Raw genomic sequence first — 25,623 nt, forward strand, 5'->3', positions numbered from 1 at the left:
AAAAACACAGGCCAGTACAAGGCTAGGTATCAACGGCCACGCAGGCCGCTTAGAAATATCACGGCTGTACGTATGACAAATACAGAGAATCAACGGCCACGCAGGCCGCTTAGAAACAAAAGCTCAAGTTATGAGCGCATTGAGCAAGATCAACGGCCACGCAGGCCGCTTAGAAAAGTTGTATTTACTCTTATGCATCGAGCTCAAAATCAACGGCCACGCAGGCCGCTTAGAAATTCACCCACGGATCGATTACGTAGAGTCGAGCATCAACGGCCACGCAGGCCGCTTAGAAATGTCAGATCATAAAAAAAACTTTCTTCGTGCTATCAACGGCCACGCAGGCCGCTTAGAAAAGTACCGAATAGCGTTATTTTACCGTTTAGTAATCAACGGCCACGCAGGCCGCTTAGAAATGAATAAGCTTATCTATTGTAAGCGGGAAAAAATCAACGGCCACGCAGGCCGCTTAGAAAGCGATATGATGTTGAAACACCAATCTTTGAGCATCAACGGCCACGCAGGCCGCTTAGAAACGTGGCACGAAGAGCCTGATTATAAGCTAGATATCAACGGCCACGCAGGCCGCTTAGAAAAAAAAGGGAGCTAGCCGCAGTCCCTAAAAATGATCAACGGCCACGCAGGCCGCTTAGAAGCAACGTCCCGACCAGAACGAACAGCAACGCTTATCAACTACTCCGCGTGGCACAAGTGACACTCCTGCACCAGAGCTGACACAGCCTAAAATAGTGCCGTAGCTCGCAATACTGATTATCGGTGCAGAAACGCCAGCATTTTCAATCCATGTTTCAAGTGCTTTTCGATAGGGGCATCCATCTGGCCACATATAAACGTTTTTACCGACTACGTGTTCAGGGGAGGTAATTTCCCCAAATGATGACGACGCGATTAATACTAATTCTTCTTGGTAAATTTCTACGCATTCTAAATCGGGATTGATGCTCTTAACGGCAATAATGGCACTGTCCAGTTCATGTTTGGCGACAGCGTTTTCTAATGTCTTCCATGTCGCGGTAGAGAACTCTATTTCGACTTGTGGGTGCAGGCGATGAAAGGCAGACAAAATACTTGGTAAACGACTTGTTGCGGAGGATTCTATTGCGCCGATACTGAGCTTTCCAACGCGGCAGTCACTGGGATTGGGTGCGTGGCGGGTGATATTTTAACGACGAATGAGTGGGTGGTTAATAAGGTGTACAGCGCCTTCATTGAAGAAATGCTGCATTTGCAGTTGGCGTCGAATAGGGCGAATACGGTGGGCGTGAATCGTCTATCGAAAGTAATGCGTTTCTGGATCAGCTGTCTTTTTTACAACAAAATACAAGGCTCGTTTGATGTTTTGGTTACCGACGGCGGTTTCTCACGGCTTGTTAAGGATGTCTAATTAAACGCTAAAAATATCTAATTAAACAAAGCAGTTAAACGGGTTTATCTAAGTCATGGAGCCTGACATAAACAACAAAAAAAGCGACCTAGAATGACATACATAAACCTTGTCATCACTAGATCGCTTTTTTATCACTCAGTGTTTTAGCGTTTAACGCTTGGTTGCTGAGTGCTTATTTTTTCTTAATGGCTTTTGGGTTCGGTAAATCTGTGATTGTACCGTTTGCCAATTCTGCGGCTAAACCTACGGTTTCGTTTAGTGTTGGGTGAGCGTGAATGGTCAATGCTAGGTCTTCCATTTCTGCGCCGAATTCAATGCCTAAGCTCAGTTCGCCCAGCAGTTCACCTGCGTTTTTACCGACAATGCCACCACCAAGAAGTGCGCCGTTGTCTGTGTTATAGATTAACTTCGTTTTACCTTCACTGCGATTTGCACCTAGAGCACGGCCACTGGCTGCCCAAGGGAAAACAGCAGAAGAGAAGTTCAAGCCTTTTTCTTTTGCTTCTTTTTCAGTTAGGCCTGTCCACGCTACTTCTGGGTTTGTGTAGGCAATGGAAGGAATGGTTAACGGTGCGAAGTAGGCTTTGTGCCCTGCAATGACTTCAGCGGCTACGTGTGCTTCGTGCGTCGCTTTGTGTGCCAACATTGGGTTACCAACGATGTCACCAATGCCAAAAATGTGTGGCACATTGGTACGTTGTTGATCATCAACTGGGATGAAGCCACGGGCATCAACGTGTAAGCCTGCTGCTTCAGCGTTGATCGAGTCACCGTTTGGTTTTCTGCCTACGGCAACCAATGCGGCATCGAATTTTTCCGTCCAAGTATTGCCTTTAGCGTCTTCTGCTGTGACATAAAGGGCATCTTCTTTCGCTTCTATACCCGTTACTTTTGTACTTAGACGAACGTCGAAACGGCCTTTATTGTAATTCTGGTACACTTTTACCAGATCTTTATCGGCTGCTGGAATCAATTGATCCGCAAACTCGACAATGCAGATTTCGCTGCCCAGTTTTTGATAGATAGTGGCCATTTCTAGACCGATGATACCGCCACCTAGAATAAGTAAGCGTGATGGAATGGCTTTCAGTTCAAGTGCGTCCGTTGAGTTCCAGATCCGAGGATCTTCTGGAATAAAAGGCAAAGAAACAGGGCGTGACCCCGCTGCAATGATTGCGTTTTTGAAGTGAATACGAGTTTCTTCACCGTCTTTAATGACACTTAATTCATTGGGTCCAACAAATGTACCGTTGCCGTGTACTGTGTTGACTTTACGACCTTTTGCCATGCCTGCAACGCCTTGGGTTAGCTTGGCAACGGTTTTGTCTTTAAATGCACGAACCTTATCTAGATCCACTTTTGGTTGGCTAAAAGTAACACCGATGTCGTCTGAATGTTCTGCCTCTGTAAGGACTTCTGCAACATGAAGCAATGCTTTGGAAGGTATGCAACCAACATTTAGACAAACACCACCAAGGCTGTCATGACGTTCAACCATGGTGACGTCCATACCTAAATCGGCAGAACGAAATGCCGCAGAATAACCGCCAGGGCCTGAACCCAATACTAAAACGTCTGTTTCAACTTTTGTCATCAATTTTCCCCTTGTTGTTAGCTTACTTACCGTATCTTTGATGACAGCATGATAGCACGCTCTTTCGGGAATGGAAGGCCATAAAGCGGGTTCTGGTTGGCATTTGTGAGGGGCTGTCTATACTTTAAGGCCGTGATAATTGTGTGGATATTGTTTGAAAATTGGCGGAAAAACAACACAGCACACTCTGATACTAACGCATCAAAAGCATACTGTGTTGTGGTAAGAGGCTCACTTAAAACGTGAGGAGGAACATGTTGAATGACGCTACTGGCCCTGTTTTTTAGGAAAGAGCGCTTTACGAATGCCTATTTCTAAACCTCGAATTTCAGCCAAGCCTTTTAAGCGGCCAATGGCGGAGTAACCGGGGTTCGTGGCTTTGTTTAAATCATCTAGGATTTGATGACCATGATCAGGCCGCATTGGAATGAGGCTTTTATCCCCATCTTGTTGACGGCGGTTTTCCTCTTCCAGAATGGCCAGTATGACATTGTACATGTCTACATCGCCCTCTAGATGGCCCGCTTCATGGAAGCTAAGAGGATTGTCTTCTCTTTGAGTAGAGCGCAAATGCGAGAAGTAAATGCGATTACCGTGTTGCTTAATCATACTGACCAAATCATTGTCACTGCGTACACCGTAAGAGCCCGTACACATGGTAATACCATTCATCTTACTGGGGACTTTTTCAGTGAGCCAGTCAATGTCTTCAATGGTAGAGACTACTCTTGGTAACCCCAAAATTGGACGTGGTGGATCGTCTGGGTGAACGGCTAATTTAATGCCGTATTGTTCGCAAGTCGGTATCAGGGCTTGTAAAAATAAAGCCAAATGATCACGAAGAGTATCTCGATCAATGTCTTTGTAGCGATCCAATTGGTTTTGAAATTCAGAAAGTTGGTAACCTTCTTCTGCACCGGGTAAACCTGCAATGATGTTTGCGGTAAGTTTTTTTATCGCTGCATCAGACATATTATTAAAATAGTGGAGGGCTTCTTCTTGTTCTGCTTTTGTGTAACTTGTTTCGGCACCAGGACGTTTTAATATGTATAGCTCAAAGGCGGCGAATTCCACTTGGTCAAAACGTAATGCTTTGGAACCGTCGGGCAGTTCGTATTCTAAATCGGTGCGTGTCCAATCCAGTACGGGCATAAAATTATAGCAAACGGTGTAGATACCACATTCTGCAAGGTTCTGTAGGGTTTGTTTGTAATTTTCAATCCATTGTTTGAAATTGCCTGTGCGAGTTTTAATTTCTTCATGCACTGGCACGCTTTCAACCACTGACCAAGTGAGAGATTTCTCTTCAATAATGGCTTTACGCGTAAGGATTTCCTCTTTATTCCATACTTGCCCATTTGGAATATGATGCAACGCACTGACAATGCCAGTCGCACCTGCTTGTTTGATGTCGTTAAGAGAAACTAAGTCGTTTGGGCCGTACCAACGCCATGTCTGTTCCATCGCTTTTCCTTTAAATGTCAATAAGTCGTTATTCTATTGGCGCAGCAAGGAAACAAGAGCATGGTGTTTATGGATTTTCTTGACCGTTTGGAATGGCATTAAACAAAAAGCCATCAAATTCAGGGTCATCAACATCAGAGAACTGCAATAATACTTGTTTTACATTTTCTAGGTGTTGCCACATTTCTTGTTTTGCTGCGACAGGGTTTTTTCTTTGCAACGCGGCTAAGATTTTTTCATGATCACTTAGCCACCGTTGACGATAATCTTGGTTTGATGTGTGACAGTGCAGTTGTCTCCACATTGAGCTTTTCTGGCGACGTACCCAGAGTTCTTTCACCATATCGGCTAACACGCTGTTTTGAGAGGCTTCGGCAATAATCGTGTGGAAAAGCTCATCGCCATCGTAATCCGAGCTTTTTCCAGCAAGATGCTGCCGTTCCATTTCCAACGCTTCTCGTAGACGAAAAATGTCTTTTTTGGTTATTTGTTTTGCGCTTAATTCAATAACATGACTTTCTAATATCTGCCTTGCTTGCAGCATTTCAAAAGGCCCAACGTCGTCTTGCTCATTAAATAGAGAAGAAGCACTGACATTGCTGTTGTTGGCTAATGAAAAGACGCTGTTTGCCGCAGGGGTCTCTTTTGAATTATGAATAACATAAATCCCAGAACCTTTTCGTACTTCAACCAAACCTTGCAGTTCCAGCATGATTAACGCTTCACGGATCACCACTCGGCTGACTTGCATTTGTTCCGCAATTTCTCTTTCTGGGGGCAAGCGCTCACCAATACGGAATTTGCCTTGGTAGATGCGGTCACGGAGCAGCAGACCTATCTTTTGATAAAGACGTTTAGGAGCATTCGCTGACAAACTCATTGCTGTTTCCTTTTTAGGTAATTTAATATCGCCTTGTTTGAGGCCGAATCATACCATGACAAAACGTATTTTGGCTTTTGGTCAACCAGTTATCTGCTTTGAAAGTGCAAGTTAAGCGAGTTGGTAGGACAAACTCACGTAACTTGCTATGATCCTTGCGAATACAAGAGCGTATGCCTGCTCCCATTACCTTCCAAGTATTCTTTTTTATCTTGCTGTTCTTCTACGCCACTTTTAATTGAGCTACATCGAGTTTAGTTGGCTAGCGCTTTGATTGATTTTACGTAATCGGCAATAGCTGGGTTTTTCAACGCTTCGTCATGCATCGGTTTTACTGCATCAACAAACGGTTGTTTTTCAACAGTAACAAATTTTACACCCATAGAAGATTTGGCTTTTTCAATGCTTTCATTGGTGGCTTTTGTCCACAGTTTTTTATGGAAAAGCATGGAGTTTTTCGCTGCTGTCCGAAAGATGTTTTGTTCTTCAGAAGACAGTTTGTTCCAAGACTGTGAACTCATCACCAATACGTCAGGAATCATCGTATGTTCATCTTGGCTATAGACTTTTGAGACTTCACCGTGACGGGAAGACGTCAATGCAGATGGGCTGTTTTCTGCACCGTCAACAACACCTTGCTGCAAGGCTGTGTATAGTTCACCGTAAGGTAATGGTGTAGCGGAACCACCCATTAATGTGATCATACTAATAGCGGTTGGGCTTGGTTGAACACGGATTTTCATACCTTTTAGGTCGGCAGGGCTATTAATGGCCTTGTTTGCATAGAAGCTGCGCGAACCACCGTCGTAATAGGTTAGGCCAACAAAACCTTTCGCTTCTGAGGATGCTAGGATTTTTTCCCCTACATCACCTGTTAGTGTGCGGTAGTAATGATCTCGACTAATAAAAATGTATGGAATGTTAAACGCGCCATAAGACGGTTCAAAGGACTCTAATTCACTGGCATTGGATTTCGCCATTTGCAGTGCGCCATTTTGCAGCAGCTCCATGGATTCACGCTGAGTACCTAGTTGCCCATTCGGATAAATGCGAACCACTAATTCGCCATCAGACATCTTTTTAATTTCATCGGCCATATATTGCATGGATTGGTGGACAGGATGCTTTTTATCTTGGTTATGGCTCAGTTTAAAAACGGTGCTTGCCATCGCTGTGCTAGCGGTAAACAAGATGGTGGTCGCTAGGACAACTTTTTTAGTGGTTGAAAAGGGGCTTTTAAAAGACGATTTTTTAAAACCATTTTCTGTTGAGAATGTGTCTTTAAGGAACATATAGGAACTCTCCATTTTTCGTTTTGCTGTTGGGCAGCGTATTATTATTTTTGAACGATTTTTTTAGAACACGCGCTTTTAGAACTCTGTGTTCATTACGACATCAGCGAAATAAGAATGCTCCGATGTCGCTTTTTTTGTCAGTAGTACAGACATAAAGTTGCACAGATATTATATTTGGTCAAACAAATTTTTATATTGGTTGTTAATAATTGATACATTAACTCATTTTGGACTATCCAATTTAAAGATTTTTTAAATAATTGGTTGACTAGATTCTGTCTTTATAATCAAATCGATACAGATTGATCCCTCTGACGACGTCAAAAAAATAATAGCGACAGAGAAGGAATATCGATTTTTCATTAGGAGAACGTATGAAAAACATAATCGCGTTAATCGATCGTGTGTTGTCGGGGCTGTGTGTTTTTTTAAGCAGCATGCTGGTGATCTGTGTTGTGTGGCAGGTCTTTTCTCGCTATGTATTAAGTGTTCCAAGCACATCAACAGGTGAAATGGCGCGGTTTCTTTTTATCTGGGTCGGATTAATTGGTGCGGCGTATACCTTGGGCCAAAAGCGCCATCTCGCCATTGATTTACTGTCTTCCAAGTTAGAGCATAAACCTGTGCTTCACAGTCAACTTGCTATTTTTATTACGTTAATTAGTGTCTTCTTTGCTTCCGTCATCATGATCTATGGTGGTGCCAATCTCATGTTAAAAACCTTATCGACAGGCCAATTGTCGCCTGTTCTAGGCATCCCCATGGGCTATATATATGCCGCTATTCCACTAAGTGGTGTTTGTATGCTGATTTATCTTATTGATAACTTTATTGATAATTTGGCGGCTTTAACCAGTGCTATTCAGCAGGAAAAAAAACTGTAACACACCTTTAATTACTTCAAGAGGAGAACCCTAATGGAATGGCTGGTTATAATTGTTTTATTTGGAAGTTTCTTTGTTTTACTCGGATTGGGTGTGCCCATTTCTTTTGCTATCGGCATTTCGTCATTGTTAACCATTGGCTTGTCTTTACCCATCGATTCTGCCATTGCAGTGATTTCCCAAAAAATGGTGTCTGGACTAGACAGTTTCGTATTGTTGGCCATTCCGTTCTTTATTTTGGCTGGAAATATTATGAACCAGGGCGGAATCGCAATCAGGTTGGTTGAATTTGCCAAGGTTTTAGGTGGACGTTTACCAGGGTCTTTAGCCCATGTTAATATTTTGGCTAACATGATGTTTGGTTCTATTTCTGGTTCGGCCGTTGCATCAGCGGCTGCGGTAGGTGGGACGATGGCTCCGTTGCAAAAAAAGGAAGGTTATGACCCTGCCTATTCAACCTCAGTAAACATTTCATCTTGTCCTACTGGTCTACTGATTCCACCCAGTAATACGTTTATTGTGTATTCGCTTATCTCTGGTGGCACTTCGATCAGTGCGTTATTTTTAGCGGGTTACATTCCGGGGCTGTTAATGGGGCTTGGGTTAATGCTGGTGGCTGGCATCATAGCTAAAAAACGTAACTACCCCATTTCGCCTAGAGCGTCTCGTTCTGAAGCCATTAAGAAAACATTGGATGCGTTGCCCAGCTTGGGGCTGATTGTAGTGATCATGGGTGGCATCATTGGTGGCGTGTTTACCGCGACGGAAGCGTCTGCGATTGCCGTTGTGTATACCTTTATCTTGGCGTTTGTTGTTTATAAAGACGTTTCACTAAAGCAATTGCCAAGCATTATTTTAGAGTCAGTTGTGACGACATCCATGGTACTTTTGTTAATCGGTGCGTCGATCGGAATGTCATGGGCGATGGCCAATGCAGACATCCCTTATTTGATCAGTGATGCGCTGTTAGCCATTTCTGAAAACCCGATTATTGTCCTGTTGATTATTAACCTTGTGTTGTTGGTGGTGGGTGTTTTTATGGACATGACCCCTGCTTTGTTGATCTTTACTCCAATCTTCTTGCCTATTGCCACAGACCTTGGAATGGATCCCGTTCATTTTGGCGTTATGATGACATTTAACTTGTGCATCGGTATTTGTACACCTCCTGTTGGCAGTGCATTGTTTATCGGTTGTTCGGTAAGCAAAGTGAAAATCGATCAAGTGATTAAACCATTACTGCCATTCTATGCGGTCTTATTCTTTATTTTGATGTTGGTGGTCTTTGTGCCTTCTTTAAGCCTTGCGCTTCCTCAATTCTTCTTGGGTTATTAATACAATGAAAAGCATTAAAAATTGGCGCTTTGTTGAAGATAAAGGTAATCATCTTATTCTAGAGTGTGATGGCTTACACCGTTTGAATGTGTTTGTTTTAGAGCACAATATGATGCGTGTTTTGATCGAGAATAAAAGCGAGCTAAGGCTGAATCGAACTTGGTCCATTGCACAGGATAAACAGGATGTGTCTTGGGAAGGTCGAGACCGATTAAGTAAAGCGGGTTTTACTTTACCGACGTATCGATTGATCGAGTCTGATAACCGTTTACGTATCGAAACCGATACGTTGGCCCTAACGATTCATCAACCTTTGTGGTTAGAGTGGGAATATAAAGGCACTCGTGCAGAAGCCGATGTTTGGTTACCTTTGTGCAAAGATCGAAAAACGGGGGCGTATTCTGTGGGTGTTAAAGATCACGCACATGCGCATTATATTAACCGCCTACCACAAGAGACCTATTATGGTCTGGGTGAAAAGACAGGGGATTTAAACCGTACTGGAAGACGCTTTGAAATGCGCAACCTGGATGCCATGGGGTATAACGCAAAAGAAACCGATCCGCTTTATAAACACATTCCGTTTTACATCTCTCGACGTGAAGAAGCAGGTCGTGCCGCCAGTGTGGGAGTGTTTTACGATAATTTGGCCAACTGCTGGTTTGATCTTGGTAATGAGTTGGATAACTACCATGTGCCGTATCGCAGTTATCGAGCGGAAGACGGGGATTTAGACTATTACCTCTTTTATGGTGAGAAGGTGGCGGATGTTTCCAAGCAATTTGTTCGTTTAACGGGTGGAACGGCGTTTGGGCCAAAATGGAGTTTGGGCTACAGTGGCTCAACCATGCAATACACCGATGCGCCGAATGCTCAAGAATTGCTTGAATCCTTTGTTGATCAATGTGCTGCACATGTTTTGCCTTGTGACTCGTTTCAATTGTCTTCTGGTTACACATCGATAGGCAATAAACGGTATGTTTTTAATTGGAATACCGACAAGGTGCCAGATCCAATTGGTATGTCTGGAAAATTTCATCAAGCAGGCTTGAAGTTGGCGGCCAATATTAAGCCTTGTTTGTTACACGATCACCCGCGATTTGAAGAAGTAAAACAGCAAGCATTGTTTATTAAAGACTCTGAATCTGAACAGCCAGAAAATTCGGTTTTTTGGGATGCAGAAGGCTCGCATCTTGATTTTACCAATCCGCATACCGTGTCTTGGTGGAAGAGTAATGTGACAGAGCAGTTGTTGGAAAAGGGCATTGATTCCACTTGGAATGACAACAACGAATACGAAATTTGGGATAAACACGCCCGCTGTGATGGATTTGGTGATGAGATTCCGATTGGGTTAATTCGACCATTGCAGCCATTATTGATGATGCGCGCCTCTTATGAAGCACAAACAGAATTTGCTCCTTCTTTGCGCCCATTTCTTATTTCTCGTTCAGGCTGTCCGGGGATGAACCGTTATGTGCAAACATGGACAGGAGACAACCGCACCAATTGGGGAAGCTTGCGCTATAACATTCGCATGGGATTGGGTATGAGCCTTTCTGGCTTATATAACATCGGTCATGATGTGGGTGGGTTTTCAGGTGAAAGACCTGATCCAGAATTGTTTGTTCGTTGGGTGCAAAATGGGGTTATGCACCCTCGTTTTACTATTCACTCATGGAATGATGATGGTTCGGTGAATGAACCTTGGATGTTTCCTGACGTCACACCGATGATACGAGACGCAATGGTGTTACGTTATCGTCTGTATCCTTATCTGTATAACCTATTATGGAAGGCCCATGCGCAGGACGAGCCTATGTTACGCCCCACCTTTTTGGATCATGAACACGATGCGGAAACCTTTAAAGAATGCGACGATTTTTTATTAGGAGAGGACATTCTCGTTGCCTCCGTGGTGGACGAAGGCCAAAGAGAGCGATCGGTCTACTTACCAGATAATGCGTCAGGCTGGTATGACTTTGCCACAAACGAATGGCATCAAGGTGGTCAAACCATTATCTTGGCTGCGCCATTAGCTCGGCTTCCTTTATTAATCCGAGCGGGCAGTGTTTTACCCACCAGCGAGCGCATAGGGTATGCCGATGCGGCTCAAGACAGCGTAAGAAACCTGTGTATTTATCCGTTTCATACCGTCGGTCAACGCAGTATCACTATTTTTGATGATGATGGTGAAACGACTCGTTATCAAACAGGACAGTACAGCGCGTTGTCCATTGAGTTCGTGTGCGACTTAGAGCGAATTGATATGACCATTCAGCATTCAGGTGAGTACCAAACGGCTTATGATGCGTTGCACATTCGTTTACCTGAAGAGGAATTACGTCCTGTGTTTATTAATAAAAAACCGTATAAAAATGGTCAAACATGGCCATTGTCAGAATCGATTCAAACACAGGGGTAAAGACACTGATGACAAGCATAGCAACGGCGTCTTTGCCGAGTAATGTAACTGTTCCGACGTACAATCGTGCTGGGTTAAAAACTAAAATAGTCCACTTGGGTTTTGGGGCGTTTCATCGTGCCCACCAAGCCTTCTATACAAATGAATTAGCCGAACGCCACCAGAGTGATTGGGGCATTTGTGAAGTAAATTTGTTTACGGGCAAAGCACCGATTGAGCAATTAAAAACTCAGGATTACCTCTATTCTGTGATTGAAAAAGCAACGGACAGTGTGATGACGACGGTTGTTGGTGTGGTGACTGGGGCAATGCACCCAGAACTTGATACTCCTCAGGGCATTATTGAAAAAATGGCAGAGCCTCAGGTGGCGATTGTATCGCTAACCGTAACCGAAAAAGGCTACTGCTGTGATCCCGCGAGTGGGCAATTGGATACCCAAAATGCGTTGATTCAGCATGATTTAATGCATCCAGAGACACCTAAGTCGGCCATAGGTTATGTGGTACAAGCACTCATATTACGTAAGAGCCGAGGTCTTACTGGGTTCTCGGTACTTTCCTGTGACAACATGCAAGGCAATGGACTTGTTGCTAAAGCGGCGATACTGGGCTTTGTAAAACAATTGGATGGCTCATTATCAAATAATTCATTACTAGACAGTTCTTTACTAGAAGGCACATTGTCGGAGTGGATTGAGAAAAATGTTACTTTTCCTTCTACTATGGTGGACCGCATCGTTCCAGCGATGACAGAAGAAAACGTTGCTGAGGTGGCACACCATTTGACGGTTAGCGACCCTTGTGCCGTTATTTGTGAGCCTTTTCGTCAGTGGGTTATTGAGGATAACTTCATTCAAAGTCGCCCGGATTGGAATCGAGTGGGGGCCATTTTTACCCAAGATGTGGAGACTTTTGAGGAAATGAAATTGCGTTTGCTCAATGGTAGCCATTCCTTCTTGGCTTACCTTGGTTATCTCGGGGGATATCAATACATTTCAGATACCATGCAGGATAATCATTATAAGCAAGCGGTTCTGAACATGATGCTGAAAGAACAAGCGCCGACTTTGTCACTGCCCGATGGCGTTGATGTCGAAGCGTATGCTGTTCAATTGATTCAACGTTTTAGTAATACGGAGTTGAAGCATAAAACTGAGCAAATCGCGATGGATGGCAGTCAGAAATTGCCCCAGCGTTTTCTTAATTCGTTACGCTACACAATGAAAAATAGTTTGCCTTATGATGGGTTGGTGATGGGTATAGCGGGTTGGATGCACTATGTGAGTGGCGTTGATAAAGTAGGTAATGCCATTGAGGTAAAAGATCCGATGACGGAGGTATTTGCCAAAATACACAAGGAGCATAAAACCAGCGCATCACGTGTCCACGCTTTATTAGGTTTAGAGGCCATATTTGGTCAAGACTTAATATCTGATGACGCGTTGCGGAATAAGCTGACGAATGCGTATCAATTAATTGATGCTCAAGGTGTGCGTGCGGCTGTGGCGACACTGTCTAAATAAAGCACGAGTTAGATAAAACACAGTCTAGATAAAACATTGTCTCTTGAATTCAAGCATCGATAGAGTAAGGGAAATTGGCTTTTATGAGAAATTTTATGTGTGATGATTTTCTTCTGAAAAATGAAACGGCGAAGCGTTTATACCATGACTTCGCTAAGTCCATGCCGATATACGACTATCATTGTCACTTGAATGTAGAAGAAATTGCGAACAATCGACAGTTCGAAAATTTAGGCCAAATATGGCTAGAAGGAGATCATTATAAATGGCGAGCAATGCGCACCGCTGGCGTTGTCGAACATTTGATTACTGGGGAAGCCTGTGATTATGATAAATACATGGCGTGGGCTAAAACGGTTCCTAAAACAATCGGCAATCCCTTATATCACTGGACGCATTTAGAATTGCGTCGCCCTTTTTCAATCACGGACCGATTATTAAATCCAGAGAATGCAGAATCTATTTGGCATGATGCCAATGGGTTATTAGCGCGTTCTGAGTTTTCTGCTCGCGGCATTATGCAACAAATGAATGTGGTGATGGTGGGCAGTACGGATGATCCAACGGATTCTTTGCTGTACCATAAGATTCTTGCAGATGATGAAAGCTTTCATGTGGATGTGGTCCCTAGCTGGCGACCGGATAGGGTCATTAACATTGAGGCGGATGGGTTTCCTAGTTATATGGAGAAGTTGTCAGAAGCATCTGGCATTGATATCAACAGTTATGACACTTTCTTATTGGCGCTGGATCAGCGTATTCAGCACTTTTCAGAGCATGGTTGCCGTGCGGCGGATCACGGTATGGAAATCGTTCGTTACGCTGAGATTCCTTCTACTGATGTATTGAACGGTATCTTGACTCGCCGTTTGTCTAATGGCGCCCCGAGTGAGAAAGAAACGGCTCAATTCGCAACCGCTGTGCACGTTTATTTAGGAAAATGCTACGCCAAATTGGGTTGGGCGATGCAAATGCACATCGGCGCTCAGCGTAATAACCGCTCTCGTATGTTGTCCAAGATTGGGCGTGATTCTGGTTTTGATTCGATGGCAGATCGACCGTATGCTTTTGAACTGGGGGCTTTATTGAATGAGATGGACAAAACCGATGAGTTGCCAAAAACCATATTGTATTGTCTAAACCCAAGAGACAATGAAATGATAGCGACCATGGTGGGTAACTTCCAAGGTGGTGGTCTGGCTGGCAAAATTCAATTTGGTTCTGGTTGGTGGTTTAATGATCAAAAGGATGGCATGGAGCGTCAAATTCAACAGCTTTCTCAACTCGGCTTATTAAGCCAATTTGTGGGGATGTTAACGGATTCACGCAGTTTACTTTCTTATACTCGTCATGAATACTTCCGTCGAATATTGTGCAATATGATTGGCCAATGGGTTGAAGATGGTGAAGCGCCCAATGATATGGGCCTATTAAGTAAAATGATAGAAGACATTTGCTTTAACAACGCCAAAGCCTACTTTATGTTACCGAATGAAAAATAGAAAAGTAAGATGATCAAAAACGCTCGATGGCATTCAACGGGCGTTTTTGACGTTTTAACCTATTCATTTATTAGTGGTACATGCATTCATTAACATAATGAACGCCGTCTTTTTCATGAATACCAACAATAATGACGGTTTCATTTTTCTCGAAAATGCCTTTCCAAACATGTCTTACGCAGTTTGGGTGCCTATCTGGGTAATCAATGTTATTAATCCCTTTTAGTGCTCCAAGGTATTCACGGTCTTGGTATTCACCTAGATCTTCTCGAATGGCGTACATGTCTTTTTTGAATTTCGATTCACCAAAGTTGGTTACATCCTTCTGTTCGAAGCGTTTAATAAAGAGCGAATAGTTTAGCTTTGATTCTGCTTCTAGTATTTCATCAAGGTATTGCTCTGCTATGGATTGTAATGTGTGACTCATTTTTATGTCCTTATGTTTACATTCAGTGAGTGACGTATTTGTAGAATCAGACCTGTGCACGACTACTACGCTTGTTAATACTTTGTTAAAAACAGGTTCAAAATGCGCATTTATAACGTATACATTCCGCTTTTTCGTCTGTTTTGCCTCGTCTTATCGTCGCTCATACCTTCGTGCAAAGATCTTTGAATAAAATACGCACAAACAGCCTAGCAGATGGTGTCTAAAAAAGCATTCACAATGCATTAAAAAAGGCGCAATAAGCGCCTTTTTTATAAAACCGATAGAAGCGTTTCGTTTACTGGCTGTTTTCAACCATGTAGGCGATAGCACTTTCAATTTCTTCGTCAGAACAAGAAGTACAGGTTCCACGAGGAGGCATTGCATTGATGCCTTTGATTGCGGTTGCTAATATCGTGTCCATGCCTTTTGCGACACGAGGAGCCCAATCACCCGCGTTACCAAATTTAGGTGCACCAGCAACACCGACAGAATGACATGCTGTGCAGAATTTACCGTACACATCTTCACCTGAAAGTGGGCCGTTTGAAGACGCAACAGCCGCCGATGCCACTTCACATTCTTCGCCTGCAATACAGACATTACCAATAGGAGCAATACGAGCAGCGATTTCTTCAGAGCTTTGACCGTAGGCATTAACAGTCGAGCTAAGTAGGGCAGAAAAAGACGCAACAGCGAACAGCGCTAAAATTTTTCGGCTAATAATTTGGGTTAGCAAACTCACAATGAATTACCTCGATCAAATATCTATCTAATGAAAATTTAACCGCGTCAGTATAACGAGAAATGCATTCTTGGGAAACCTAGAGAGTCGCAATTTCCTGTCGAAATAGCGAGTTAAGTCAATTAATGAGCATATAAGTCTGTTGATAAAAGGAAGTTCAAACTGAATTCGGTAAGTTTAATCTTAAGTGATTGATGTTTTTAAGCCTTCTTTATACAAAAAAGACTTGTGATTTTATTCAATTCATCTAGATTCAAGGTTTGGTTTTAAAACGATATTTTCTACAGGAGGGCAAACTTGCCTTTCAATTTGACGCTTGCTTTTATGCGAAAAGATGCGGATATTTTGTTATTAGATGAGCCAATTGCCGTGATGGATGCAGCCTACTATGCGCCTTGATAAATGTGTGTGTAACAGTACCGAACTGACAAAATCGGATGTTGTTTAGAGGGGCATCTTGGAGAGGTGAGTGTGAATGACGAGATCGTGATAAACGAAGCGACTCAGGTTCATGAAAACAATTGTGTCATGCTGTGAATGGTGCTGTGCTGGTGGCACGTGATTTTCGCTATATTCTTTTACATACACCAGCAAATACCATTGGCTCCAATATCAATGAAGCCTATCCATCGCTTTGTAATACTTGAATTTAAGATGTTTAGAATTTGTACTCTAATCAAGAAAACGCTAGCCAAAACGTGTTTCAAGGTAACGGATGATGTCTGAAGATTCATACATCCATTCTACTTTTCCATCTTTTTCAATACGCAGACAAGGGACCGTTACTTTGCCGCCCCCCGCTAATAACTCTTCACGAAAAGGAGAGCCTTGTGTTGTGTCTCTCTTTTGGATTGGTAGATTCAGTTTGTGCATAGCGCGACGCGTTTTTATGCAGAAAGGGCAGGCAAAAAATTGATAAAGTGCCAAACTCTGTAATTCATCGTTCACTTTTTGCTGTGCTTCTGGCGTGCGTTTCAATTTTGATCCACGCGTAGCAATATCAATGGCCGCAATGATGGTGCCTAATACATTACGTATAAGTTTAATTAGTAGTTTCATGTATATCACTCGGTTATTGGTGAATAGGTGGACGATTTTAAACTCGGTCATTCTAACGGTAAAGGGTTTATTTTATCTAACGTGTATTCAACGGTCTTAACGCTTATAAAATGAAATATAAGACGCGTATAAGCCCAGAGCAAGCGACACACAAAAGCTGATTTGCACAACCAGAAGCAAAGAAGGGTAGTTTTCTGGTTGAATAGTTGCTTCACCTAAAATAAAGGACGTTAGCATAATGACAAATGCTGTGCTGAACATGTTCCCCATGGTGCGAGAAAGATTCATGATGGAAGAGACCATGCCCAATTTACTCTCTGACACAGAGCCCAGTGCCGAGCTGTTGTTGGGTGTAGAAAAAAGCCCGAAGCCGATGCCGAGTAGTGCTAGCCCAAACATAATAAATCCCATTGACGTATTCATATCTACCCAAATCAATACCATAAACCCCACTGAAAAAATAAAGCTGCCCACTGTGGTAATCATTTTGGCACCATAATTATCGGATAAACGCCCAGAAAGAGGGGATAAAATCATCATAATTAGGGTTTGAATAAGGATCATGCTGCCCGCTTCACTGGGTGATACATTATGAATGTACTGGAGGTAAAGGCTTAATAAAAAGACGATTGGGAAATTGGCGGAATACATTAACAAACTGGCATAAACAGAACTGATCAACGGCTTATTTTCTGTTAATGCTTGTATGTGGATCAGTGGTGATTTGGTTTGTTGTTGGTGTTTAACAAAAACAAAGAATAAGACAACCCCAATGACAACATACAGAATGTGCATAGGATCGGGCAATTCTGATACGCCAATGAAAAAGGCGCTGGCACTGAATGCAAAAAGTACGCTTCCAAGCCAATCAATGGGTTCGGCTTTTTTGTTTTTCCAATCCCCTTTTACATTCATAACGATAAGAACTAATGCCAATATCATGAAAGGAACAGGCATCCAAAAAACGCCTTTCCAATGAATGTGTTCGGTAATCCAGCCGCCAATGACAGGGCCACAGCTCAAACCTAAGTACACCATAGATGAAGTGATTCCGATTGCGGTGCCACGGTTTGAATTAGCGAATACAGAGCTAATAATAGCCAGCCCTGTTGCAAATATGAGCGCCGTACACAAACCTTGGAAAACACGTAATATTAATAACGCTTCAATATTTTGTACAAGTACGACGCTTGACGATACCAGAGCAAATCCAGAGCAGCCGATTAAGTAGAGTTTTTTCCGGCCTTTATTATCCGCCAATCTTCCAGACGGCAACAAAATAATAATGGAACCCCACAAGAGCGCAGAGGGAATCCAACTGACGGAAACGGCATCGGCGTGCAAGTCTCGTGCGATAGAGGGAATGGCGATGTTCGAGGCAGAAACCATTAGAGTAACAATAAATAAAGCCAGACAAACACTGATCATAACAAGCCATCTGGCACGGGCATTTTGATCGTAATACGTTTGTTGTTCTTCCGGTGTCATTTTGATGTCCCTAATAAAGACGTACTGAAAAAGTAATACGGACCACAGTATAGCGAGACGATGATGCAAACTCTTCCTATTTTGATAAAAGATCTTTTTTCGTTCTTAATCGCTATTTAGAACGTCCTATATCTTGTTCTAGGTCTCAATATTGCCTCAATACATAAAAAATAGGGACATTCTGAATGTATGATGATAATGAGGTGATTTATGAATAGGCATTTACTGAACTCTATTTGGATGGGGGTTATTGTCTCTTTAAGTGTGTGTTGCAGCACGGTAGTGATGGCAAGTCAGATTGCAATTGAGCATGTCGGGTTTTATCAAGAGGAAGTGGAGCGCCATAGCTATAGACCATTGAACGTGACTTTGTGGTACCCAACGAATGAGCATTCTCCAATTGATAAAATAGCGGATAACGTGGCTTTTGTCGGTACGGATGTAATTAAAGGCGCCTCTATTGTGGAGGGTAAATTGCCCGTGGTTTTATTGTCCCATGGATATCGAGGCAGTTGGAGAAACCTAAATTGGCTGGCGACGGAATTAGCACGCGATGGGTACTTAGTGGCGGCAGTGGATCATGCGGGCACCACCACATTTAACCATCAAGCTGAGCTCGCTTCTCAATGGTGGGAACGCCCTAAAGACATTCAGCGATTATTAACGTGGTTAATGACAGAAGAGCAATGGTCACAATCGATCGATCAAAGTAATGTCTCTGGAATTGGTCATTCTCTAGGTGGGTGGACTGTGATGCAATTGGCTGGAGCCGAGTTGGATCGAAAACAATTGCATCAAGAATGTTTGGCCCACCCCAATCCGAGAGTGTGTGGCTTGATGCCTGAGTTGGGGTTGGATACAAAGCAAAGCGCGGAGCCAATTCACATTCAATTCAAAGATAAACGTATCCAAAAAGTCATTTCGTTGGATTTAGGGTTGGCTCGTGGCTTCAGCCGATCGAGTTTAAGCCGTGTAAATACGCCAACTTTAATCTTGGCAGCCGGGGTGGACATTGGTGATTTACCTTATCAAGAAGAGTCTGGTTTTTTAGCCGAATACATACCGGAGTCAATGCATCGATTTATTGTTTATCAAGATGCGACACACTTTAGTTTTATGCAGGTTTGTAAACCCGGTGCGATTGAAATACTAGAAGATGAATACCCCGGTGATGGCATTATTTGTCAATATGGCGGCGTACGGAGCCGTATGGCATTGCATAATGTGATGCTGGAAGACATCCGTACTTTTTTATCTACGCCTTTCTAACGATATTTTTTGTCTCTTGAATTTAAGACTTAGTTTGACGGGTTATCTTCGGGTAATGCGTCAAACTCGTCTCGTTTGGTGGCAAACCAGTTTTTCATTGCTGTTGGGTCTTTCATTAATTCCTGCATGGTCATCATGGCTTTATAGTGCTCTACATCTTGTTGTTGGAACATGATCATCGCGTGTTGTTTGCTTAACTCAGCCATTTCTTCAAATGTGTGGGCTTGGAAGCGTTCGTCACATGCGCCGCCCAGTTGTTTACAGGTCATGGTTTTCATTGGACTGTCCTCTTTATTAAATAGCGGAATTGACTTACTTGGCTCTATTGTTTGATTTCGCTGCTTGGTCAAATGAATAAGGCGAAGTACTTCCTCGTTTTTTACTTTATTTGACGCTGGAAAACTGTTGAAGCATAAATTAATTCCCCCATCATAGTACAACATGTTCATTGAACGCATCATTAACCTGTACATTCCTCATTTGTACATTACTAGCTTGAAAAGGGATCGATAGGTCATGGCGATATCATCAAAAAGTGGTTTTAAAACGCTCCTGCAGTTATGGCCCTTTTTATTGCCTTACAAGTGGGTACTCGTAGGGGCGTTAGCCGCCTTGGCCCTGACCGCAGGGACGACACTGACAATGGGAAAAAGCATTCAGGTGTTGATTGATCAAGGGTTTATTGGTGAATCATTAGACCAATTGAATCAAACTCTGATTTGGATGTTTGTTGCGGTGATCTTTATTGCGGGGGGAACCTTTGCACGCTTTTATACCGTGACTTGGTTAGGTGAGCGAGTGACGGCGGATTTACGACAAGCCATTTTCAGTAAAATTATCACTTTACATCCGAGTTATTTTGAAGAGAACCGCTCGGGCGAGATTATGTCTCGATTAACCACGGACACTACTTTACTGCAATCCATTATTGGTTCCAGCTTAAGCTTTGCATTACGCAGTTTTGTTATGATGGTAGGGGGCTTGGTGATGCTGTTTATTACCAACATTAAGCTCACTTTGATTGTATTGGCTGTGGTGCCTTTAGTATTAATCCCCATTATGGTGTTTGGTCGTCGAGTACGTACTCTGTCACGTAAGAGCCAAGACTCCATTGCCGATGTAGGAACGTACGCAGGGGAGATTATTCAGCAAATTAAAACCGTGCAAAGCTACCGTCATGAGTCGTTTGAGGAGGCGGCGTTTTCCAGAGAGGTAGAAAAGGCATTCACTGTTGCCAAACAACGTATTTTGCAACGCTCTAGTTTGATCGCCATTGTTATTTTGCTGAGTTTTACGGCCATTGGCACCATGCTTTGGGTGGGCGGCTATGATGTGATGCATGGCAATATGACTGGTGGTGAGTTGGCCGCTTTTGTCTTTTATGCTTTGTTGGTGGCCAGTGGTGTTGCGTCGGTTTCGGAAGTATTGGGCGAAGTGCAACGGGCCGCAGGAGCAACAGAACGACTGATTGAATTGATGGATGAAGAAAGCTTAATTCAGTCTCCGAAAGCCCCACAACCTTTAATAACGGAGCACGCGATTCACCTTGAATTAGACGACGTGAACTTCCAATACCCTTCACGCCCTGATACGCCTGCATTGTCTCACGTTAGTGTGCAAATTAAGACGGGTGAGTCTGTTGCCATTGTTGGCCCAAGCGGCGCTGGTAAATCCACTTTATTTGAATTGCTTTTGCGTTTTTACGATCCTCAGCAAGGGCAAATACGTTTGAATGGCACGGATATAAAAGCCCTTAGCCTTGATGATGCACGCCATCAAATCGCTTTGGTTCCACAACAGCCGATTTTGTTCAGCAGTGATGTTTGGCACAACATTCGTTATGGAAAACCCGATGCAACCGATGAGCAAGTGAAAGCCGCCGCAAAAGCTGCTTATGCTTTGGAATTTATTGAGAAGCTACCGCAAGGATTTGATAGCTACCTAGGTGAAAATGGCGTGCGTTTAAGCGGTGGTCAAAAACAGCGTATTATTATTGCAAGAGCCATATTAAATGATGCGAACATCTTATTGTTGGATGAAGCCACCAGTGCCTTGGATGGTGAGAGTGAGTTTAAAGTCCAGCAGGCATTAGACAAAGCTATGGAAAACCGTACGACGTTAATTATCGCTCATAGGTTATCAACCGTTAAAAATGCAGATCGATTGATTGTGATGGACCATGGAGAAATCGTTGATATCGGGACGCACATGGACTTGATGCAAACGTCCCCTTTATATCAAAAATTAGCAGAAAGGCAGTTTGAGGATTAATCGTTATTCTCTAACTCAATAGAGTAAATATAAATTATTTAACACAATGAAATATAAGTGTAAATTGTTATCATGTTCTTTTCTGTGTAAGAATGGTTTGTCTAAATACACCACGCTTAAATTTAGAGAGTCTAGGATGACCCTCATTTTCATTCATGAAATTAGAGTATTTTAAAACTCATTATATAAATGAATGATCGGGTGGAAAAAGGCAAAGAGCCTACATCGTCATGAAAGGCGGAAAGGTTTTATGTCAAGACACACCTAACATTATTATGAACGATGCAACATTGAGCCAACTTTAGACATGCCCTTATCGGTTGAAACCATTCACGACAAACCTATCTGTATTTATTATTTATAATGCTTTAAATGCAGTTGCGTTAGAAAAGTGAATAAAATAATTAACGATGTTTTTAAGAAGAGTATGAAGAAAGGAAATGGTACACCCGAGAGGATTCGAACCTTTTTATAATCGTTATTAATGAGTAATAATGAGCTATAACCAGCGTATTCAAAGGACTGTAAGCACTTTAACAGCTCATTAAAGCTCATAACTGCTCTATTTCGTAGTCATGATGTAGGCACTTAAATTTACTTGAAATCCCTAGCATCGACCCCATCACTTAAAGATAACTAATTGATCTTTTGGTGATTACTATGTTGTGTTCAGACATTTTTTTTCCTTTAGCTAAAAATGGTAAAGGTAACCAAGTAAAAAAAGAATTGTTGGATAGTAAAGAAAAGTGGGTTATCGCTACATTAAAGAAGCACCATAAACCTAAGAATAAGCAAAACCGCCCTTACTGCCTATGCATGCCTACTCACCCTAAAATGCAAATTTATAGTCATCCAAACGGAAATTTATACGTAAAGCGATTAGCTGATACAGGAATGCAACACCACACTGATTGCCCAAGCTATGGAGAGACAGTATCAAGTAAAAAAATAGACTATCAAGATGCAATCAGTATTGAAGATGGGATTATAAATATAAGTGCTGCCTCATCGCTTACCTTACACACTAAGGCCAGAGCAGCAAAAGGTGAAGAAGGAGGATCACAAAGAACAGGAACAGCTAGACATAGATTATCTTTAAAAGATTCGTTTCACTTTATTTGGAATGAAGCAGGCTTAGGAACACAAAAAGAAAATGAGAAGGTTCGCTACAATCTCATTAAAGACAAACTAAACGCTATTGCCTCAAAAATTTCTTATAGCGGTACGATATTAAAAGATATCCTCATTATCCCTGATGCACTCCAACCTAATTCGCAAAAAACACTAATCCAAGAGAAAGCGAAGAGTAATACGCCTGAAAAAAAATTGATGTTGATCGGCATGCTTAATAAGCTAAAACACATCGAACCAAGAAAAGACGATATAAATGGCTTTTCAAAATATTACCTTTTCCTTTATAACGGTCCAAACTGCAAGCCACCTGAAACCATACCTTACTACTTAGATAGTGATCTTTTTAAAAAGTGCCAACGTAGCCTAAATTTCTCAGGGAAAGAGTGGGAATATGTTAATACTAAGAGTGGAAAAGTATGGGTTATTGCAATAATCGAGAATAAACAAAATGCAGCAGGAGTGACTTATGGAAAAGTATCAGAAATAGCATTCATACCTGTTACAAATGAGCATGTGCCTCTTTAATCTAAAAGCCATAAATCCATAACAGTCTTACAAGACCACTGCGTGGCAAGTAAGACTGTTATGGATTCAAAGAACCATTGTCTTAATAAACACTATCAATTCCTTCTGGGAGTTGTTTTCACTTTCTGACTTAAATAGCCTACCTAAGTATGGAATATCCATGAGAACTGGCACTCCCGTAACAGACTTTCGTGTCTCGTTCGAGATCAAGCCACCTAATGCTATAGTCTCCCCGTCTATAACTCGTGCTACGGTTGAAATAGATCGTTTGTTAGTAACAATGTCTCTTGCTTGAGCATTACTCGTTACACTTGAGGACTCCTGAGAAATTCTTAAAACAATTTCACCTGATCCTAGCACATGAGGTGTAACAGACAGACTTACACCTACATCTTTACGCTCGATAGATTGCGTTTGAACACCACCGTCCGAGGTTTGAGTGGATACTAAAAATGGCACGTTTTGACCTACTGATATATAGCCTAGTTCTCTATCCATTACCAGAATATTAGGAGTAGAAAGAATCTTCGTTTTTTCGTCTGATACGAGTGCTGAAATTAAGCCTGTAATGCTTCCAACTGATCCTAAAGGTGCGTATCCGCCTAGTGTTAATGCCCCCAAACTACTTGATTGTGACGTATTCGTTGTCGCTTGTACCGAAAAGCCATTTTTGGATAACGATGATCCGAGATTTACCCCTAAGTCTTCCCTATCAGATACGTCCATTTCAAGGATAATGGCCTGTATCATGACTTGCTTAATGTCTAAATCAATTTGAGATACAAGGCCATCCAAAGCCGCAAGCTGAGCTTTAGTTGCAATCACCAATAGTGAGTTGGAAGCTATAAGTGGATCTACGGAATGTCTTGAAACAACAACATTTATAGTTTCTTTTTCTTCCTTCCCTGTTGAGTTTTTAGCATTTGCAGAAGACAAAATCATATTGAACAATGTCAGGGCTTTTGTGTTTCTAATATGCTTTAAAGCATATATCTTGGCATCAAGAGCAGGTAAGTCAATTTGCGAGTTTGTATCAATGGATACGATCAAGTCATTACTCTTTTCTTGAACGCTGTAACCATTTGCGGCCATGACTTTTTTAAACAAAGGGATAAGATCTTGATCATCTATCTTGCTTACGTTGATTGATATATTACCTTCAACTGCTTTGCCTAAAATGATGTTTCTTTGTGTCTGTTCAGACACCCATGTAGCAAAGTCTGCAAGAGGTGATTGCTTAATAACAAAAGGGTCAACCGGGTAAGCTTGGACAGTTGAACATAGCAGTAATACACTAATTACAATAAACCGAAACATAGTCGTCTCCCTTTGTGATTAGTGCTTCACAGGCACCACGAGATTTTACGGTAAACCCTTTTTTTCTGAGTAACTCCGCTGTCTGTGTTTTGCCGTCAGTATCGATAAATTGATAATTCGACAGTTGACCAGGGAAGTTAGAAAAGCCCGAAATAGACCATCCTGTGAATTGTTCTTTCAGTGGCATAATTGGCTCCACTACAACGGTTTCAGTTATTAGTTTTTCTTCTTTATCTGAGGTGATTTCTAATAGGACAAAACAGGAAATCATACCAAGCGCCAAAAAAGTAAGGCGTGACCATTTCCTAAAGTAAATTTTAGTAATACGCATAATGTTCCTTAATGTCTTTGGCACCGAGTAGCGGCCGTGAGTGTAATAAGGCGGGAGTACGGAATAGACACCATTGTCATAATGGTCGGTAAACATTTGCTTGGTGTCATAGCTCGAATAAAGAGAAATGCCGACGGTTACCCACGTGTCTACTTTTAATGCGGTAGGCGAATCGCCATAACGGACAATCCCTAGGTGTACTTTAGGTAAAGGAAGTTTACCTCCTGTTAGGACCTTAAAAATAGAACCTATAAAAGGGAGTGTTGCTCTATCGGTACGTCGACAGTAAACAACGTGCTCAGCTAAAGCTAAACGCGCTTGCTTATCGACAAGGCTTAGGTCTTGGATGATAAAGATAATGTCCCAACCTTTTTTACGAGCATGAAGAAGCCAATTTATGACGGCTTGACGACCTTTATCAGCCCATGTTCTCGAGTTAAACCAAGTACCGCATTCATCTAAAACCAAAAGTCCGTTTAAGCTTTCATCATAGCTTTTGTTACCAACGCCAAGTGCTTCTAAATCGAAAAGTTCAGGCTTGTCAGGCACTCTATAAAGGCGAGTATTCTTTTTATTTCTGCCAAGTATGTTTTTTAAATTAATATCTAAATTGGTCGCTACAGGAAGACCTTTGTTTAACTTATCCCTAATACGACCAACAGAGACTAAACTTTTTCCTGCCCCTAGCTTTCCTGTCACAAAGTAAACAGCCATGAGTCTTCTCCTCAACGACTAGATGCGTAATAT

General features: G+C 42.2%; 20 protein-coding genes, 1 pseudogene and 1 CRISPR repeat array. Of the genes and pseudogenes, 9 read left to right on the top strand and 12 right to left on the bottom strand.

Features of this window, described 5'->3' with window-relative positions; all coding sequences use genetic code 11:
• Positions 1-28: 28 nt before the first annotated feature.
• Positions 29-656: a CRISPR direct-repeat array (repeat unit 28 nt; unit sequence ATCAACGGCCACGCAGGCCGCTTAGAAA).
• A 44-nt stretch (positions 657-700) separates the two neighbouring features.
• Positions 701-1,180 (bottom strand): annotated as a pseudogene (locus tag ACMUMJ_RS12815) (LysR substrate-binding domain-containing protein); the annotation flags it as partial.
• On the opposite strand from ACMUMJ_RS12815, the gene ACMUMJ_RS12820 reads away from it, so the two are divergent.
• The gene (locus ACMUMJ_RS12820; RefSeq protein ID WP_414679248.1) at positions 1,169-1,405 is read left to right on the top strand and encodes a hypothetical protein; all 237 of its coding nucleotides are present in this window, start codon (positions 1,169-1,171) and stop codon (positions 1,403-1,405) included. The pseudogene ACMUMJ_RS12815 and the gene ACMUMJ_RS12820 overlap by 12 nt on opposite strands.
• Positions 1,406-1,580: 175 nt before the next feature.
• Here ACMUMJ_RS12820 and lpdA read toward each other — a convergent pair whose 3' ends face one another.
• The 4 genes from lpdA to ACMUMJ_RS12840 all read right to left on the bottom strand — a co-directional run bounded on the left by lpdA (position 1,581) and on the right by ACMUMJ_RS12840 (position 6,638).
• Positions 1,581-3,002: a dihydrolipoyl dehydrogenase gene (gene lpdA / locus ACMUMJ_RS12825; RefSeq protein WP_414679249.1), complete on the bottom strand. Its 1,422-nt coding sequence runs from the start codon at positions 3,000-3,002 to the stop codon at positions 1,581-1,583.
• Between the two features lie 267 nt (positions 3,003-3,269).
• Entirely contained in the window at positions 3,270-4,466 is a 1,197-nt protein-coding gene (gene uxuA, locus ACMUMJ_RS12830; RefSeq protein WP_414679250.1) for a mannonate dehydratase, read from the bottom strand.
• Positions 4,467-4,533: 67 nt separating this feature from the next.
• Positions 4,534-5,346: an FCD domain-containing protein gene (locus ACMUMJ_RS12835; protein WP_414679251.1), complete on the bottom strand. Its 813-nt coding sequence runs from the start codon at positions 5,344-5,346 to the stop codon at positions 4,534-4,536.
• A 254-nt stretch (positions 5,347-5,600) separates the two neighbouring features.
• Positions 5,601-6,638, bottom strand: a complete 1,038-nt coding sequence (locus ACMUMJ_RS12840) for a TRAP transporter substrate-binding protein (protein ID WP_414679252.1) — start codon at positions 6,636-6,638, stop codon at positions 5,601-5,603.
• A gap of 377 nt (positions 6,639-7,015) precedes the next feature.
• Between ACMUMJ_RS12840 and ACMUMJ_RS12845 the strand changes: the two genes are divergently transcribed.
• From ACMUMJ_RS12845 to uxaC, 5 genes are all read left to right on the top strand, one after another.
• Positions 7,016-7,525, top strand: coding sequence for a TRAP transporter small permease (locus ACMUMJ_RS12845; protein ID WP_414679253.1), 510 nt, complete (start codon positions 7,016-7,018; stop codon positions 7,523-7,525).
• A 33-nt stretch (positions 7,526-7,558) separates the two neighbouring features.
• Positions 7,559-8,860 carry a TRAP transporter large permease gene (locus tag ACMUMJ_RS12850; protein WP_414679254.1) on the top strand — a complete coding sequence of 434 codons (1,302 nt, stop codon included), beginning with the start codon at positions 7,559-7,561 and terminating at the stop codon, positions 8,858-8,860.
• A 4-nt stretch (positions 8,861-8,864) separates the two neighbouring features.
• Positions 8,865-11,285 (top strand): glycoside hydrolase family 31 protein, encoded by a 2,421-nt coding sequence (locus ACMUMJ_RS12855; protein ID WP_414679255.1) that lies wholly within the window; start codon positions 8,865-8,867, stop codon positions 11,283-11,285.
• Positions 11,286-11,293: 8 nt separating this feature from the next.
• Positions 11,294-12,808: a mannitol dehydrogenase family protein gene (locus ACMUMJ_RS12860; RefSeq protein ID WP_414679256.1), complete on the top strand. Its 1,515-nt coding sequence runs from the start codon at positions 11,294-11,296 to the stop codon at positions 12,806-12,808.
• Between the two features lie 95 nt (positions 12,809-12,903).
• Positions 12,904-14,310, top strand: a complete 1,407-nt coding sequence (gene uxaC, locus ACMUMJ_RS12865) for a glucuronate isomerase (RefSeq protein WP_414679257.1) — start codon at positions 12,904-12,906, stop codon at positions 14,308-14,310.
• A 70-nt stretch (positions 14,311-14,380) separates the two neighbouring features.
• On the opposite strand, the gene ACMUMJ_RS12870 is transcribed toward uxaC, so the two are convergent.
• The 4 genes from ACMUMJ_RS12870 to ACMUMJ_RS12885 all read right to left on the bottom strand — a co-directional run bounded on the left by ACMUMJ_RS12870 (position 14,381) and on the right by ACMUMJ_RS12885 (position 18,098).
• The gene (locus ACMUMJ_RS12870) at positions 14,381-14,737 is read right to left on the bottom strand and encodes a hypothetical protein (RefSeq protein WP_414679258.1); all 357 of its coding nucleotides are present in this window, start codon (positions 14,735-14,737) and stop codon (positions 14,381-14,383) included.
• A gap of 298 nt (positions 14,738-15,035) precedes the next feature.
• Positions 15,036-15,482 carry a c-type cytochrome gene (locus tag ACMUMJ_RS12875; RefSeq protein ID WP_414679259.1) on the bottom strand — a complete coding sequence of 149 codons (447 nt, stop codon included), beginning with the start codon at positions 15,480-15,482 and terminating at the stop codon, positions 15,036-15,038.
• Between the two features lie 687 nt (positions 15,483-16,169).
• Positions 16,170-16,541 (bottom strand): glutathione S-transferase N-terminal domain-containing protein, encoded by a 372-nt coding sequence (locus ACMUMJ_RS12880; RefSeq protein WP_414679260.1) that lies wholly within the window; start codon positions 16,539-16,541, stop codon positions 16,170-16,172.
• 96 nt (positions 16,542-16,637) lie between these two features.
• Positions 16,638-18,098: an MFS transporter gene (locus ACMUMJ_RS12885; protein ID WP_414679261.1), complete on the bottom strand. Its 1,461-nt coding sequence runs from the start codon at positions 18,096-18,098 to the stop codon at positions 16,638-16,640.
• A gap of 141 nt (positions 18,099-18,239) precedes the next feature.
• Here ACMUMJ_RS12885 and ACMUMJ_RS12890 point away from each other — a divergent pair, with 141 nt between their 5' ends.
• A complete protein-coding gene (locus ACMUMJ_RS12890) occupies positions 18,240-19,298 on the top strand; it encodes an alpha/beta hydrolase family protein (RefSeq protein WP_414679262.1) in 1,059 nt (352 codons plus the stop codon).
• 29 nt (positions 19,299-19,327) lie between these two features.
• Here the strand turns inward: ACMUMJ_RS12890 and ACMUMJ_RS12895 are convergent, their stop codons facing one another.
• A complete protein-coding gene (locus ACMUMJ_RS12895; RefSeq protein WP_414679263.1) occupies positions 19,328-19,759 on the bottom strand; it encodes a hypothetical protein in 432 nt (143 codons plus the stop codon).
• Positions 19,760-19,814: 55 nt separating this feature from the next.
• Between ACMUMJ_RS12895 and ACMUMJ_RS12900 the strand changes: the two genes are divergently transcribed.
• Entirely contained in the window at positions 19,815-21,569 is a 1,755-nt protein-coding gene (locus ACMUMJ_RS12900) for an ABC transporter transmembrane domain-containing protein (RefSeq protein ID WP_414679264.1), read from the top strand.
• Between the two features lie 660 nt (positions 21,570-22,229).
• On the top strand, positions 22,230-23,228 hold the full coding sequence (locus ACMUMJ_RS12905; RefSeq protein ID WP_414679265.1) for a DUF1173 family protein: 999 nt from the start codon (positions 22,230-22,232) through the stop codon (positions 23,226-23,228).
• Between the two features lie 66 nt (positions 23,229-23,294).
• Here the strand turns inward: ACMUMJ_RS12905 and ACMUMJ_RS12910 are convergent, their stop codons facing one another.
• Positions 23,295-24,545, bottom strand: a complete 1,251-nt coding sequence (locus ACMUMJ_RS12910) for a secretin GspD/PilQ domain-containing protein (protein ID WP_414679266.1) — start codon at positions 24,543-24,545, stop codon at positions 23,295-23,297.
• Entirely contained in the window at positions 24,523-25,590 is a 1,068-nt protein-coding gene (locus tag ACMUMJ_RS12915; RefSeq protein WP_414679267.1) for a zonular occludens toxin domain-containing protein, read from the bottom strand. Before ACMUMJ_RS12915 ends, ACMUMJ_RS12910 begins: the two co-directional genes overlap by 23 nt.
• Between the last annotated feature and the right edge of the window lie 33 nt (positions 25,591-25,623).

This window comes from Marinomonas phycocola (genome assembly GCF_047525455.1).
GTDB lineage: Bacteria > Pseudomonadota > Gammaproteobacteria > Pseudomonadales > Marinomonadaceae > Marinomonas.